The organism is Paenibacillus sp. RC67, assembly GCF_030020805.1.
Lineage (GTDB): Bacteria > Bacillota > Bacilli > Paenibacillales > NBRC-103111 > Paenibacillus_S.
The window spans coordinates 7,548,606-7,563,919 of sequence record NZ_CP125098.1 but is presented as its reverse complement, the minus strand read 5'-3'; the positions used below and the strand labels follow the sequence as shown (position 1 = coordinate 7,563,919).

General features: G+C 47.0%; 12 protein-coding genes. All 12 read left to right on the top strand.

Going from position 1 to position 15,314, the window contains the following annotated elements:
- Positions 1–485 precede the first annotated feature (485 nt).
- The 12 genes from spoIIE to QMA13_RS34295 all read left to right on the top strand — a co-directional run bounded on the left by spoIIE (position 486) and on the right by QMA13_RS34295 (position 15,303).
- Positions 486–2,930 carry a stage II sporulation protein E gene (gene spoIIE / locus QMA13_RS34350; RefSeq protein ID WP_282943682.1) on the top strand — a complete coding sequence of 815 codons (2,445 nt, stop codon included), beginning with the start codon at positions 486–488 and terminating at the stop codon, positions 2,928–2,930.
- Between the two features lie 142 nt (positions 2,931–3,072).
- A complete protein-coding gene (locus QMA13_RS34345) occupies positions 3,073–3,849 on the top strand; it encodes a vWA domain-containing protein (protein WP_282938176.1) in 777 nt (258 codons plus the stop codon).
- On the top strand, positions 3,833–4,744 hold the full coding sequence (locus QMA13_RS34340) for a serine/threonine protein kinase (RefSeq protein WP_282938175.1): 912 nt from the start codon (positions 3,833–3,835) through the stop codon (positions 4,742–4,744). The genes QMA13_RS34345 and QMA13_RS34340 overlap by 17 nt, the downstream gene beginning before the upstream one ends.
- Before the next feature lie 36 nt (positions 4,745–4,780).
- A complete protein-coding gene (gene tilS, locus QMA13_RS34335) occupies positions 4,781–6,220 on the top strand; it encodes a tRNA lysidine(34) synthetase TilS (RefSeq protein ID WP_282938174.1) in 1,440 nt (479 codons plus the stop codon).
- A 39-nt stretch (positions 6,221–6,259) separates the two neighbouring features.
- Positions 6,260–6,799, top strand: a complete 540-nt coding sequence (hpt, locus tag QMA13_RS34330) for a hypoxanthine phosphoribosyltransferase (protein WP_028551926.1) — start codon at positions 6,260–6,262, stop codon at positions 6,797–6,799.
- A 70-nt stretch (positions 6,800–6,869) separates the two neighbouring features.
- The gene (gene ftsH, locus QMA13_RS34325; RefSeq protein ID WP_282938173.1) at positions 6,870–8,819 is read left to right on the top strand and encodes an ATP-dependent zinc metalloprotease FtsH; all 1,950 of its coding nucleotides are present in this window, start codon (positions 6,870–6,872) and stop codon (positions 8,817–8,819) included.
- 281 nt (positions 8,820–9,100) lie between these two features.
- Positions 9,101–10,039: a quinolinate synthase NadA gene (nadA, locus tag QMA13_RS34320; RefSeq protein WP_282938172.1), complete on the top strand. Its 939-nt coding sequence runs from the start codon at positions 9,101–9,103 to the stop codon at positions 10,037–10,039.
- A 100-nt stretch (positions 10,040–10,139) separates the two neighbouring features.
- Positions 10,140–11,753 carry an L-aspartate oxidase gene (gene nadB, locus QMA13_RS34315; RefSeq protein WP_282938171.1) on the top strand — a complete coding sequence of 538 codons (1,614 nt, stop codon included), beginning with the start codon at positions 10,140–10,142 and terminating at the stop codon, positions 11,751–11,753.
- On the top strand, positions 11,746–12,615 hold the full coding sequence (gene nadC / locus QMA13_RS34310; RefSeq protein ID WP_282943681.1) for a carboxylating nicotinate-nucleotide diphosphorylase: 870 nt from the start codon (positions 11,746–11,748) through the stop codon (positions 12,613–12,615). The genes nadB and nadC overlap by 8 nt, the downstream gene beginning before the upstream one ends.
- A complete protein-coding gene (locus QMA13_RS34305; protein WP_282938170.1) occupies positions 12,612–13,376 on the top strand; it encodes a type III pantothenate kinase in 765 nt (254 codons plus the stop codon). The genes nadC and QMA13_RS34305 overlap by 4 nt, the downstream gene beginning before the upstream one ends.
- A gap of 50 nt (positions 13,377–13,426) precedes the next feature.
- Positions 13,427–14,296 carry an Hsp33 family molecular chaperone HslO gene (hslO, locus tag QMA13_RS34300; RefSeq protein ID WP_282938169.1) on the top strand — a complete coding sequence of 290 codons (870 nt, stop codon included), beginning with the start codon at positions 13,427–13,429 and terminating at the stop codon, positions 14,294–14,296.
- Positions 14,297–14,370: 74 nt separating this feature from the next.
- Positions 14,371–15,303 carry a peptidyl-prolyl cis-trans isomerase gene (locus QMA13_RS34295; RefSeq protein WP_282938168.1) on the top strand — a complete coding sequence of 311 codons (933 nt, stop codon included), beginning with the start codon at positions 14,371–14,373 and terminating at the stop codon, positions 15,301–15,303.
- Positions 15,304–15,314: the final 11 nt, after the last annotated feature.

Genomic DNA, 15,314 nt, shown 5'->3' with positions numbered 1-15,314 from the left:
TTCCTGCTGCTTCACGATTCGAGTTCCTTCCGTTTATTACGGGATAATTAATTGCATGCCGACGATGATACGAGCTTAATCGCAGAGTAGTACGAATTTATGGAATAATATCCCATTCTCTGTCGGCGGTTTTATTGTATTTCAGTAGTTTTGTCGTATTGTTAACAGGAACCAAGCAAATCGACACCATGTAACGGCAATAGTGCAGGCTTGTCCGATGCATTTGCCGAACATCTGTTTCATGCTAGAAAGAAAGCAATGACACCAAGCAGCCTTCCGCTGCTGTTATCACAAGGGCTGGTGCCTATTTGGCCGGGCCTCTTTTTTTTGTCGGAAAAAACTTTTACCCTACCAACTCATTCTGACAAACTTTATACTAGACTGCCTCTATACTAAGAACCACTAAACTAGTATATGGGTGGTGTTCAGGAAATATGCAAAGAAAATTAAATGCCGGTCAAGTTGGAATCGTTTGGAGCCGTTGGATGCAATCGGGTAAGAGTCGTATGGCAAGCGCTGTAGTGGAAAATCACTTGGTTCAGTCCGTCGTTGCAAAAAAATGGTCAATATTGCTTCTATTCATGGCATTTTTATTGGGAAGGGCCATGATCCTGGATCAGTTGGCGCCCTTTGCCGTTGCATTCTTTGCTGTTATGTATTTCTTGCGCAGGGATCTGTTGTTCTGGGGCGGAACCTTTCTTCTGGCGGGAAGTGTCTTCTCGGCGGTTCCCCAGCATGCTGGATATATTGCGGCCGAGATGCTCATCTTCATTCTCATACAAAAAGGTGTGGAACGATTCGAGAGGTCGGATATCTCGTATGCACCGATTATCGTATTCTTCTCTACGTTCTTCGTGCAGTTGTTTACCAACCTAGTCAATACGGAGATAACCGGCTATATATTCATGCTGATCGGGGTGGAGTCGCTGCTCAGCTTGATTTTGACCCATATCTTTTTGCAGGCAATTCCGGTCTTTACGTTAACCCGCAAAAATTACAGTTTAAAGAACGAAGAGGTCATATGTCTTATTATACTACTGGCATCCGTGATGACAGGGACCGTGGGCTGGTTGGTGGGGCCGGTAACCGTGGAACATGTGCTGTCACGTTATTTAATCTTATTGTTTGCCCTTGTAGGAGGAGCTCCTTTGGGCGCATCCGTCGGGGTCATCACAGGATTGATTTTAAGCCTGGCTAATAGCAGCGCTATATACCAAATGAGCCTTCTTGCTTTTGCAGGTATGCTGGCAGGCTTGTTGAAGGAGGGAAATAAAATCGCCGTATCGCTCGGCATGCTGCTGGGCTCCTCGATTCTAACTATTTATATAGGCAATCAAGCGGAGGTGTTGAATTCTACTTGGGAGTCGCTTGCAGCGGTGGTCCTATTCGCTTTGACGCCAAAAGCGATGATCCAAATGCTCGCCAAATACGTGCCGGGAACACAGGAAAACTTGAAATCCCAGCATGATTACGCGAAGCGAGTCAGGGATGTCACGGCGGGTCGCGTGGAGCAATTTAGTGAGGTGTTCCGTCAGCTGTCACGCAGCTTCAAGCAAATAACGGCTGATGCACAGCCAATACAGAAGGAGGAGGAAGTAGGGCATTTTATGAATTCGGTAGCCGAGCAATCCTGCAAGGGCTGCTGGAAAAGAAACCAGTGCTGGGATGATAAATTTTATCAAACCTACAAGTTTATGACTGATATGATGACGGAGGTGGAAGTAAGGGGGCCATTATCTCGCAAGCATATATTGCCTCAGTGGAAGAAGCATTGTATTAAGCCGGATCATGTGCTTGAGGTGATGAAGCATCAGTACAGCTTGTACAAGAATGATCAGCATTGGAAGAAGCAGATTATGGAAAGCCGCCAGCTGGTTGCAGAACAGTTATCGGGTGTCTCGCAAGTGATGGAGGATTTGGCTAAAGAAATCAAACGAGAAGGCCAGGAGCTGTTCATGCAGGAGGAGCAGATTCGCAGCGCACTGGAGGAGCTGGGCTTATCCATTCACAGTATTGATATTATTAGTCTAGATGAAGGGAATGTGGAGATTGAAATTATCCATCAATATACGAAAGGATTTGATGAATGCCGTAAAATCATTGCCCCGCTGCTATCGGAAATATTGGGAGAGCATGTTGCTGTCAAAAACGAGCAGGCGCTCGAACGAAAGGAAGGGTACAGTACCGTTGTGTTTGGCTCGGCCAAGGAATATGAGGTGGAAACCGGTATAGCCGGTGCGGCGAAAAACGGCGATTTGCTGTCGGGAGACAGCTTTAGCGCAATGGAGCTTGGCAACGGGAAGTTTGCTGTCGCACTAAGTGACGGCATGGGGAATGGCGAACGCGCTCGGGCAGAGAGCAGTGCGGCACTAAGTATTTTGCAGCAGCTGCTGCAGTCGGGAATGGAGGAAAAGCTTGCTATCAAGTCTGTTAATTCGGTCCTGATGCTACGTTCTTCGGATGAGATGTATGCAACCGTCGACGTTGCACTGATCGATTTGTATAATGCGAATACGACCTTTTTAAAAATTGGCTCGACGCCGAGCTTTATTAAACGAGGGTCTGAAGTATTTCCTATTTCGGCTAACAATTTGCCGGTTGGTATCGTAAATGATATTGATGTGGACTTGGTGAGCTTGCCGCTGCAGCCGGGCGACATTTTGATTATGATGACCGACGGAATTTATGATGCCCCTGGACATGCTGTTAACAAGGAGCTATGGATGAAGCGGGTGCTATCGGAAATCCACACGGATATTCCACAGGACTTTGCTGACATTTTATTGGAACGGGTTGTCCGTTACCATCACGGCAATATTTATGACGATATGACCGTTGTCGTTGCCCGTGTGGAAAAGTATCAGCCGGAGTGGGCAACCTTCCGCTGGCCTGGGCTTCAACGAATCGAACGTCCGAAGACGGTAAGCTGACCGTTTGCTAGGTGCTTTCTCCTCTTGGCGAGGCTGGAAGTGCCTTTTTGGCGCGGATTGTACCGTTTTCTCCCTAAGTTTAGGAATCTCTCAAAATGGAAAAACTAGAGATTATACTATCGTTTAGGGAGGAACAGGCATTATGAAACAAATTATCTTAATAACAGACGGTTGCTCCAATGTAGGCGTAAGTCCTGTCATTGCAGCTGCTCATGCCAAAGCGGAAGGGATAGTCGTTAATGTAATCGGCTTGATTGATTCTAGCGAAATCGGAGAACACGGAATTGAAGAGATCAATGAGACGGCCAGCGCTGGGGGAGGACTTAGCCGTATCGTGAATGCGTCGCAATTGTCTCAAACGGTTCAGATGATGACGCGCAAAACGGTGGTACAGACGATTCAACAGGTGGTTGGCAAGGAGCTTCAGCATATTTTAGGAGATTCCAAAATTGAAAGCCTGCCTCCAGACAAGAGATCCCAGGTTGTACAGGTGATGGATGACCTCTCTGAAACGTCCTCATTGCAGGTAGCGCTGCTCATTGACACTAGTGCGAGCATGAAGCCCAAGCTGCAGGCGGTGAAAGAAGCGATCTATGATTTGCAGCTGAGTATTCAAGCTCGGACTGGCGACAGCGAAATGGCTGTGTTTCATTTCCCGGCTTCTATTTCAGGCGAGGATGAGGTGGAAATGGACCTTGGCTGGACACGAGACCTTGCAAATCTGAACCGTTTGTTTTATAAATTAAACATGAAGGGTACGACTCCAACTGGACCGGCGCTTCTTAAAGTCATTCAGTTCATGACAGGGGCTGCGGATGAACTACATAATAATCACCATGGAATCGGGCGGAATGAGCCGTCCAGATCAGAGCGCAAGCATAAAGGCGAGGATGGGATTCTGAGTGACTACGTCGTTTGAGCCGTTTGGGGCTTCCGGAGCGGTTGTCAATGGCAAGTGGAATAAGCGACAGTACAGGATAGAACGTCTGCTGGGCGCAGGAGCCAACGGCAGGGTGTATCTGGTCAAACGGGGCAAGCTGCATTATGCCATGAAGACGGGCTTTGACGCTGTGGACCATCAGTCCGAGATCAATGCGCTGAAAGCATTGTCACGGTCCAATACATCGTTTCGTCAGTATCTGCTCGACGTGGATGATCTCCATAGCGACGGTCAGGATATTCCGTTTTATGTCATGCCTTATTTTAAGGGGTCATCCATCAGCGATTTTATGAAACAAAACGGCCGTGATTGGATCTATTTAATAGGTCTCAACCTGCTGCGTAAACTGGTTGAGCTGCATAAGGAAGGCTATATATTCGGAGATATCAAAATGGAGAATATCATCGTATCGGGGTACGGTGATGTCGAATTGATCGATTTTGGCGGAGTGACCGTCAAAGGGAATTCGGTGAAGCAGTTTACCGAGGTGTACGATCGCGGATATTGGGGAGGCGGAAGCCGAACCGCGGATGAAGCATATGATTTGTTTGCACTCGCGGTGCTCCTGATCAGCAGCACGGATAGCGAACGGCGGCTGCAAGGAATCAAGCAGGTGCTGCCGCAAAACCGCAACGTGGAGATGCTGCTCGATATGCTGCAGTCGAACAAAGCCTTGAGTCAAGCAGCCCCTGTGCTGCGCAAGGTACTGCTCGGCAAGTACACCAGCTCCAGGCAGGCTTTGGCTGATTGGCGCAGACAGAGCTACCCGAGGCCGGCTAGAACGCCCCGCTCAATGGGCGGAACTTGGCTTAAGGTATGCTTCGCAGCATCGTTGCTTGTTTTTGGGTTCACGGTTTATATGTATTGGCCGTAGTCACATGGTGGGGGCCGATGAAAGGATTTTATAGCGATGGATCTGGTATCAAGGGTAGAAAGACTAGTAAAAGACGAGCAGCTGCTTCACAAAGGGGACAGTATCGTTGTTGCGGTTTCGGGAGGGCCTGATTCCATAGCCATGCTGCATGTCCTTTTTTTGCTGTCCGAACGATGGGACTGGCAGCTGACTGTAGCGCATGTCAATCATCAGTTCCGGATAGAGGAGTCCGAGCAGGAGGCTTCGTTTGTAGAACAATATGCCAGGTTGCTAGGGGTTCCTTGCGAAATTGCCCGCATTGATGTTCCACGATATATCCACGAGACAGGGAAAAATTCGCAAGCGGCAGCACGCGAGCTGCGCTATCGGTTCTTGCATGAGACTGCCGCCAAGCACGGCGCCCGGCGAATTGTATTGGCTCATCATGCTGATGATCAGGCGGAAACGATGCTAATGAGACTGCTTCGTGGAACGGGACCATCCGGCCTAACTGGAATCCCCATGCGCAGGGCGGAACATAATGTGGAACTTGTGCGCCCATTGCTCCGTATATATAAATCAGAGCTTCTGGATTACTGTCATCATCAACAGCTTACTTACTTCATTGATAGCAGCAACAATAACACCAAATACTTTCGCAACGAAATTCGTTTGGAGCTGCTTCCGCTGCTGCAGCAGAAGTACAATGAACAGCTTCCCGAGGCGCTGAACCGGTTGTCGGTCATGATGGCAGCCGAGGACGATTTCTTGGATAAGCAAGCGGCGGCTGTTTTTGAACAAAATGTGGCTCTGGAAAGCGATTTCGCACAATGGTCAAGAAATTGGTTTACCGGGGTACATGTTGCTTTACAAAGGCGATTGATTAAACTAATATTAAATTATCTTTCTTTTGAGGCCGATTCCCTTGATTTTATGAAGCTGGAGCAGATGAGGGAGCTTATCAACAAGGAGGAGCCGTCCAATCAACGTATGGACATAGGTCATAGCCTGGCTTTAACGAGGGAATATGATCAGATCAAGTTACATACTTATGTTGTACCGCCAATACCCTACTTGTACACGTTACAGCCCCATCAAGGAAGCTTAACAATTGCAGAGACGGGTGCGGTTATCGAATGCTCTTTATTTGAAGAAGATGTTAGGATGAGGGGCGGCAAAGCGGAAGAGGCAGTCTCCGTATGGTTCGATGCAGATTTACTGACGTTTCCGCTGACGGTGCGCAGCCGCGCTGATGGAGACAGAATGAACCTATTCGGACTAAACGGGTCGAAAAAGGTAAAAGATATTTTCATTGACGCCAAGATACCTCCGAGCCTTAGAACCCGAATCCCTATCATCACGGATGCGGAGCATCGCATTATTTGGCTGCCGGGGATTAGAAGGTCCTCATGGGCTCCGGTTACGGGGAACACGAAAGCATGGCTTCATTTGAAACTTTGCATAGAGGAAGGTTTATTGTCCACTATGTTAAGATAGCTTCACAAGATCATTTTATTCCAAGTAGGAGGTTCTCTCTTGCAAAACGACATTCAAGAAACACTTTACAGCGAGCAGCAGATTCAGGACAAAGTAAAGGAGATGGGCCAGCTAATAAGCCGCGATTTCGAGGGACGCAATCCACTAGTCATTTGTGTACTGAAGGGTGCGTTTATTTTTATGGCGGATTTGGTTAAACAAATAACAGTGCCTTTGGAAATTGACTTCATGGCGGTTTCGAGCTACGGTCAATCGACCAAATCATCCGGCGTCGTCAAAATCATTAAAGATTTGGATGTTCCGGTGGAAGGACGGCATATTATTATTGTCGAAGACATTATTGATAGCGGATTGACCTTAAGCTATTTGATCGACGTATTGGAACGCCGCAACGCGCTCTCCATTACCGTGGCTGCGCTTTTCGATAAGCCTGGGCGGAGAACGGTCGAATTGGACGCAGACTATAAAGGGTTTGTTATCCCGGATGCGTTTGTTGTCGGTTACGGTTTGGACTATGCAGAAAAGTACCGCAATTTGCCGTATGTCGGCATCTTGAAGCCGGAGGTTTACTCCCATTAGCATTTCTTGTGATGCCAAGACTTGCTGTGGTACAATATACAAAGTTGCCGTTTTTGAGAGGAGGTAGGGGATGAATCGAATTATTCGCAATACAGGCTTTTATTTGCTCATTTTTTTGGTCACTGTCGGTATCGTTCACTTTATCAGCACACAGAATGACCAGAAAGACGTGATTAGCTACGATAAGCTCCGACAGGCCTTAATCAGCAAAAATGTGGACTCGGTCAGTTTGAGATATGACGGACAAACATACTTGGTTCGTGGTAAATACAAAACTCCAGAGACGCCGGATAAGAAGAGCTTCGAAACCCGAGCGCCTTACGACCAAGAAACTGTCACTTTGATCGAGAAGAGCGACGTGCCTAACATCGTCATCGAAAAAATGGAAGGGGACAATGTTTGGATCAGTTTCCTTACCTCCATTATTCCGTTTGTCATTATTTTCATCCTGTTTTTCTTCCTGTTGAATCAGGCGCAGGGTGGCGGCGGTAAGGTGATGAATTTCGGAAAAAGCCGCGCGAGACTTTATAATGAAGAGAAGAAGCGCGTGACCTTTGAAGATGTAGCGGGGGCAGATGAGGAAAAGCAAGAGCTTGTTGAAGTCGTCGAATTTTTGAAGGATCCTCGTAAGTTTGCTGCCGTAGGAGCCAGAATTCCTAAGGGGGTTCTGTTGAATGGTCCTCCGGGAACGGGTAAAACTTTGCTTGCACGGGCGGTTGCCGGTGAAGCGGGAGTTCCGTTCTTCAGTATAAGCGGTTCCGACTTCGTGGAAATGTTCGTTGGTGTCGGTGCATCCCGTGTCCGCGACTTGTTCGAAAACGCTAAGAAAAATGCACCTTGTATTATTTTTATAGACGAGATTGATGCTGTGGGTCGTCAGCGCGGTGCCGGTTTGGGCGGCGGTCATGACGAGCGTGAGCAAACGCTCAACCAACTCCTTGTGGAGATGGACGGTTTTGGAGCGAATGAAGGGATTATTATCGTTGCGGCTACTAACCGGCCGGACATTCTAGACCCTGCGCTTCTTCGTCCGGGACGCTTTGACCGTCAAATTACGGTGGATCGTCCGGATGTAAAAGGTCGCGAAGCGGTATTGAAAGTACACGCACGCAATAAGCCTTTGAATAAAGATGTTAAATTGGATGTACTGGCGAGATATACGACAGGATTTACAGGTGCAGACCTAGAAAACCTGCTCAATGAAGCTGCTCTAATTGCAGCCCGCCGCAACCGTAAAGATATTTCGATGGAAGAGCTGGATGAAGCGTTCGACCGTGTCATTGTCGGTACGCAGAAGAAAGGCCGTGTTATCAGCGAACGTGAGAAGCGCATGGTTGCTTTCCATGAAGCGGGACACACAATCATCGGCTACCATTTGGAAAATGCTGATATGGTTCATAAGGTTACGATCATTCCTAGGGGCCGTGCTGGCGGATACGTCATGATGCTTCCGAAGGAAGGCGAAGACCGGATGATGAATACCAAGAACGAGCTTCTTGATAAAGTGACCGGTTTGCTAGGTGGACGCGTTTCCGAAGAAATGTTTATTGGTGAAATCGGAACGGGTGCCTACAGCGACTTCCAGCGTGCAACGGGCATTGTCCGTAAGATGATTATGGAATATGGAATGAGCGATAAGCTCGGTCCTATGCAGTTCGGTAATGTTCAGGGACAGGTGTTCCTTGGCCGTGATTTCGGACATGAGCAAAACTACAGTGATGCGATTGCCTACGAAATAGACCAAGAGATGCAAACGATCATTCGCAGCTGCTATGCAAAAGCGAAGGAGACACTTGACAAGTATTCTGATCAGGTTCGCCTGATTGCTGAAACCTTGCTCGAGAAAGAAACACTCGAGAAAGAGCAAATCAAGCAGCTCATCGAGAATGGCAAGCTGGATGATTCCAGCTCCGAGGTGAAAGTGAATATTGTCGGACAACAGCAGTCGGCGGAAGCCAACAAGCTCGACTTCGATAAGCACTCACCTGCTGATGAGGATAATAAAGAAAATAAAGAATAAGCAGCAGCTTATAGGAAACCGAAGGGCACATTAATGGCCTTTCGGTTTCTTTTTGTTCGGGGATGAAATTAAGCAATGGGCGAGAAACTAGACACAAGAGATCAAGGTAGGCTATTAGGCGTGTATCCAATGAATGAAATCGGTTATTTTGTAGTTATTTGAGCATTGACACCACCGGGGATGTTGTGTAAATTAGTTGTAAATCTTCAAACAATATGTGAACATTTTCACAGTTGGTTAAAATAAAAGGGGCATGGGGACGGAAAGGAAGGAAAGCGACGATGGAAGCATTAGCTCTGGAGCGCAAGGAAGAACAGAAACGGGAGCTTAAGGAACGAATCGCTCAATTAAAGAAGGAACGCAATGCCATTATTCTTGCTCATTATTATCAACGGGATGAAATTCAAGAGATTGCTGATTTTCGCGGTGATTCTTTTCTTTTAGCTCAAAAAGCAGCAACAACCGATGCGGAGGTCATTGTGTTCTGCGGCGTTCATTTCATGGGTGAAAGCGCAAAAATTTTGGCTCCAAACAAAACCGTTCTTATACCGGATGAAAGAGCAGGCTGTCCGATGGCCGATATGGTCAATGTAGACGGACTTCGTGCATTGAAGAAACAGCATCCGAATGCCAAAGTGGTAGCCTACATTAACACATCGGCCGATGTGAAATCCGAGACTGATATTTGCTGTACCTCAGCTAATGCTATCAAAGTTATTAACTCCGTTGACTCGGATGAGATTATTTGGGTGCCTGATAAGAACCTGGGTGATTACGTTTCCAAATTTACAGACAAAAAGGTCATTATTTGGGAAGGATATTGCAACACTCATGACATGTTAACCGTCAAAGATGTAGAGGAAATGAGAGCTCTTCATCCGAACGCCCAATTCGTGGTCCATCCGGAATGCCGTCCTGAAGTTGTAAAGCTGGGCGATTTCGTAGGAAGCACCACAGCAATCATCAAGTATTGTAAAGAATCCGATTGCCAAGAGTTTATCGTTGGTACGGAAGATGGCACAGGATATCAGCTGCGCTTGGATAGTCCGAATAAGCAGTTCCATTTTGCTACTAAATATTTGGTTTGTCCAAACATGAAAGTCAATAATTTAAAGAAAGTTGCCCGGTGTCTTGAAACCATGCAGCCGCAAATCTATGTACCGCCACATATTGCAGAACAAGCCAAAGCGTCCCTGGAGCGCATGCTACAAGTGAAGTAGCATGCGCTACTCTCTTGTTTGTGAAAGTATGCAAGGGCTCTACCCCCATTTTTAAAGCTATTATTCACTTTTGGGCATGGAGAAGAAGGAGAGCGTACTCATGATTCCACGTTATTTAGTTGACTTTAATTTGGACGAGCTGCCGCAAGTACATACCGATGTCATAGTGATCGGCGCCGGAATTGCCGGACTGTTCACTGCTATTAAAGCTAGCAAAGACTTTAAAGTACTGATGGTGACAAAGAAGTCGTTGTTGGATAGCAATACGCGTTACGCGCAAGGCGGAATCGCTGCTGTTATTTCCGACGAGGACTCACCGGAATATCATCATCAGGATACGTTGAATGCAGGTGCGGGTCTTTGCTCTTCTGCCGCGGTTAACGTACTGGTACATGAAGGCCCTGATGGGGTTAAAGATTTGATACAAATGGGTACCCAGTTCGATTTGGAGGACGGGGAATTTGCTTTAACCAAAGAAGGAGCTCATAGTCAGCGTCGAATTTTGCATGCGCATGGGGATGCTACAGGAGCGGAAATCGTGCGCGCCTTGTCTGAGAAAACAAAGCAGAACCCTAACATTGAATTGTGGGACGACCATTTTATTATTGATCTGGTTACACAAGATGGCGAGTGCTTCGGTGTTTTGGTACAAAAGCCGGATGGCCAGAAAGTATTCGTACGAGCTAACGCCACCATCTTATGTACTGGCGGAGCAGGGCAATTGTTCCGTTATACGACGAACCCTGATATAGCTACGGCAGATGGCATTGCCATTGCTTATCGCGCGGGGGCGTTAATTCAGGACATGGAATTCATTCAATTCCATCCTACTGCGTTATGTTATCCGGGAGCGCCGAGATTCCTTGTATCGGAAGCGGTCCGAGGTGAAGGCGCTATTTTAAGGAATATTAAAGGCGAGCGGTTTATGGAAAAGTACGATCCTCAGCTGGAGCTAGCACCAAGGGATATTGTAGCTCGGGCGATTGTTAATGAGATGGAGGAAACGAAATCTACCTTCGTTTATATTGATTTTACGCATGAGTCGGAAGAAACGGTGAAGCACCGGTTCCCAACGATTTATGAGTTTTGCTTAAATTATGGTCTGGATCTGTCTTCGGACTGGATTCCGGTAGCCCCTGCCGCTCATTATATGATGGGGGGCGTCAAGACCGATTTGTATGGCGAGACAGAGGTTGCACGATTGTTCGCATGTGGGGAAGTATCTTCAACAGGAGTTCATGGGGCTAACCGACTCGCTAGCAATTCATTATCGGAAGCCATTGTATTTGGCCGCAGAATTATAGAGCGGATTCATGAGCTCTCTCCTTTGGAGGAGCTGCCTTTCATTGCGGAAGAGTCTCAACGTCTGGAGCATGCCAAACAGCCTATTGTAGAAAGAAAGCTCAAACTGCAAAAGGTGATGCTTCGTTATGTTGGTCTGAAAAGAACAGCCGTTGGGCTGGAAAAAGGGCATGAGGAGCTAAGACGGCAGCTTTCTATCTTCGATACATGCTTGTCGAAACGAGAAGATTTCGAATTCGCCAATTTGCTAACTTGTGCATTATTGACGACACAGGCCGCCTTGATTAGAGAGGAAAGCCGGGGGGGACACTATCGGGAGGATTTCCCGGAAAAGAATGACCTTCTATGGAGAAAGCATACTGTGTTCAATCGTGAGCACGGCATTACGGAGGGACGTATCGACGATGTATGAGCTGCAAATGGATCTAGTGAGAAAAAACCTGAAGCTGTGGTTGGAAGAGGATATCGGTATGGGGGATGTAACCACCATGTCGACCATCCCTGCGGACCGTCAATCCAAAGGCATTATTCATCTTAAAGATAACGGAATCATTGCGGGATTGCAGATAGCGGAAGCCGTATTCAACATTGTTGATGATCAGCTTCGCTTCGAACCCAAGGTTCAGGAAGGGCAAGCTGTAAGCTACGGTACGGTATTGGCAGAAGTATCCGGCAGCACCCGAAGCATTCTCTTGGGAGAGCGGCTGGCCTTGAACTTGATGCAGCGCATGTCCGGTATTGCGACTCGCACGAGACAGTTCGTGGACGCTCTGCAAGGACTGCCTGTTCGGCTTGTAGATACGAGAAAAACAACGCCTGGTCATCGGTTGCTTGAAAAATACGCGGTACGTATTGGTGGAGGCTATAACCACAGATTTGGTTTATATGATGCCGTGATGATCAAAGATAACCATATTAAAGGAGCCGGCGGAATAGCTGAAGCGATTGCTGCGGCGCGTTCTCAAATTCCCCACACGATGAAGATCGAAGTGGAGGTTGAGAACAAGGAGCAACTGGAAGAGGCTTTAAATGCGAATCCGGACATCATTATGCTGGATAATATGACTCCCGAGCAGATGCGTGAAGCGGTTGTACGCATGAAATCCCAAGCTCCGCATATTCTTGTAGAGGCATCAGGCTCCGTGACCTTAGAATCGATATATGCCATTGCAGCAACAGGTGTAGACGTCATTTCTGTCGGTCGATTGACTTACTCGGTGCAAGCCTTGGATATCAGCCTTGATTTGAATGAACGGAAAGGGGGGACGTCATGATTCTGGCGGTTGATGTAGGTAATACGAACATCGTACTTGGCCTTTATGAAGGTAAACAACTGCTGCATCATTGGCGATTAAGCACCAACCGTTCCAGCACGACCGATGAGTACGGGATGATGATCTACAATTTGTTTCAGCACTCGGAGCTTGAGCTGGAACAGGTCGAAGGTATTATAATTTCTTCCGTCGTTCCTCCGCTTATGTTTGTTCTTGAACAGTTATGTTCAAAATATTTAAAGAAAACCCCGCTTATTGTGGGGCCCGGAATTAAGACAGGCTTGAATGTTCGCTATGAAAATCCCCGTGAAGTGGGTGCGGACCGTATTGCTAATGCGGTTGCGGCTATTGAGCTTTACGGCACTCCTTGCATTGTTGTTGATTTCGGTACGGCAACTACCTTCGATTATATTGACGAATCCGGCCAATATATCGGGGGGGCTGTAGCACCCGGAATCGGAATCTCTACAGAAGCACTGTACCAACGTGCTGCCAAATTACCTCGGATTGAGCTGGTAAAGCCTAAATCCGTTGTAGGACGTAACACGGTAGCTTCCATGCAGGCGGGAATTATTTACGGATTTGCCGGTCAAGTGGATGGCATTGTAGGCCGTATTCGCGAAGAGCACCATGCTCATGCAAAAGTCGTGGCAACTGGGGAGATGGCGGAACTTATAGCAAGCGAGTCTCGTACTATTGAAAAGGTGAATCCACTGCTGACGCTCCAAGGCCTGCAAATGATTTATGAACGTAATCAGTAGGACTTTTACATAACAAGTCCTAATAACATCATCATAGAAAGGGTAACTCCATGCGTGATTACTTAATTAGAGCGACGGCAATGGAAGGCAAAGTAAGAGCATTTGCCGTTCGTTCCACCGGGATTGTAGATGAAATTAGCAAAAGACATCAAATGACTCCAACGACAACAGCAGCATTAGGCAGAACGATATCTGCCGGAATTATGATGGGAGCTATGCTAAAGGGTGAGGAGAAGCTCACCATTATGATTAAAGGCGGAGGCCCCATTGGGCAAATTGTGGTGGATGCCAACGCATTGGGGGAAGTTCGTGGATATGTAACCGACCCGTTAGTTGATCTGCCTCTCAATGAGATCGGGAAGCTCGACGTAGCTGGTGCGGTAGGAACAGAGGGCTTTTTGAATGTAGTTAAAGACTTGGGACTTAAAAAGCCATATAGCGGCAGTGTTCCGTTGATATCCGGAGAACTGGGCGAGGATTTCACGTATTATTTTGCAAGATCTGAGCAAACGCCTTCCGCTGTTGGATTAGGTGTGTTAGTAGGTGTGGATCACGTGGTATCTTCCGCAGGGGGCTTCATTATTCAGCTTCTTCCTGGCTTGAAGGATGACGAAATTACGCTTATCGAATCGCTCCTGTCCAGAATTGAACCTGTAACCACTCTACTGGAAAAAGGATTGGATCTCGAACAAATTCTTCAGCAAATCGTTCCCAACGTTGAGGTATTGGAAGAAATGGATGTTCATTTCCGCTGCAAATGCTCGAGGGAGCGAGTTGAGCAAACGTTAATTTCATTAGGCCGTGAAGAGCTTGAGCTGATGGCGGAAGAAGATGGGAAAGCGGAGATTGTATGCCACTTCTGCAACGAGCAGTATCTTTTTGAAGAAGAAGATCTAAAAAACATCATCAATCAGCTATAATCAGACGATAAAAAAGTTGAGACGACCTTTTTGAAGGATCAAAAAGCAATAGTGACCATACGAGGGGATTAGGAATGAGAAACATAAAAATACTGTGGGGAGTCATTGCGGTTTTGTTTATTGCCGTTGTCATCCTTTCCTCCGTATTGTCTGCCGATTTTTTCAACCAACGACATGTCGACATGAGCCCGGATCAGACAAAGCAGAACCCGTCAGTTAAAGTCATCGCAACCATCGGAGATAGGACCATCACCAGCAAAGAATTGGAACAGCAGCTGCTGCAAAAGCATGGCCGGGAATTGTTAAATCAAATGGTGGATCATGAAGTCATTCGCTTGGAAGGTAAGGCATTGGGCTTGTTTGTGGAGGAAAGTGAAATTCAGAAGGAACTGAAACGGATGCAGCAAGGCTATGACAATGAAGGTCAATTCTACGAATCGATGAAAGTTCAGCTTGGGCTGTCACCGGAAGCATTAAAAGCCGATATTTACGACAAGCTTCTTCAGGAAAAAATTATTACCAAAGATATTATTGTTTCTGACGAACAGGTGAATGCTTACATCCAGTCCCATCCCGATGAGTTTAAAACCGAGGTTCAGCTCAGATTGCAACAGATTGTTGTAAGCAGCAAAGATCAGGCGTCCAAAGTAGCTGCAGATGTAAACAAGGGAATTGATTTCGCACAAATTGCCAGAGATCGAAGCTTGGATGATGCAACCCGTGACAACGGCGGCGACTTGGGATGGATCGATGAAGATGATCCGTTCATTGCTCCTTCTATTTTGAAAGCAGCTAAGCAGATGAAGCCAGGAGAGGTAAGCAAACCGATCGACTTGAACGGACAGCTTTTTATCTTAAAGCTTAAGGATCGTAAAGAGCAGCCTAAGATGAGTAAAGAGGCTCTTGTGGACACTGTTAGAAAAGAAATTGCTTTGCGGGCCGCACCGCCTTTGAAAGATGCGCTTAAGCAGCTTCGAGAAAAATACAAGGTGAATGTAACGTTGTAGGGTTGGATGAG

What these genes read in the sequence shown, in the direction of transcription:
- ftsH (WP_282938173.1), top strand. Translation starts at nt 6,870, where the DNA reads ATGAATCGAATTATTCGCAATACAGGCTTTTATTTGCTCATTTTTTTG.
- QMA13_RS34345 (WP_282938176.1), top strand. Translation starts at nt 3,073, where the DNA reads ATGAAACAAATTATCTTAATAACAGACGGTTGCTCCAATGTAGGCGTA.
- hslO (WP_282938169.1), top strand. Translation starts at nt 13,427, where the DNA reads ATGCGTGATTACTTAATTAGAGCGACGGCAATGGAAGGCAAAGTAAGA.
- spoIIE (WP_282943682.1), top strand. Translation starts at nt 486, where the DNA reads ATGCAATCGGGTAAGAGTCGTATGGCAAGCGCTGTAGTGGAAAATCAC.
- nadC (WP_282943681.1), top strand. Translation starts at nt 11,746, where the DNA reads ATGTATGAGCTGCAAATGGATCTAGTGAGAAAAAACCTGAAGCTGTGG.
- QMA13_RS34295 (WP_282938168.1), top strand. Translation starts at nt 14,371, where the DNA reads ATGAGAAACATAAAAATACTGTGGGGAGTCATTGCGGTTTTGTTTATT.
- nadA (WP_282938172.1), top strand. Translation starts at nt 9,101, where the DNA reads ATGGAAGCATTAGCTCTGGAGCGCAAGGAAGAACAGAAACGGGAGCTT.
- QMA13_RS34305 (WP_282938170.1), top strand. Translation starts at nt 12,612, where the DNA reads ATGATTCTGGCGGTTGATGTAGGTAATACGAACATCGTACTTGGCCTT.
- tilS (WP_282938174.1), top strand. Translation starts at nt 4,781, where the DNA reads ATGGATCTGGTATCAAGGGTAGAAAGACTAGTAAAAGACGAGCAGCTG.
- nadB (WP_282938171.1), top strand. Translation starts at nt 10,140, where the DNA reads ATGATTCCACGTTATTTAGTTGACTTTAATTTGGACGAGCTGCCGCAA.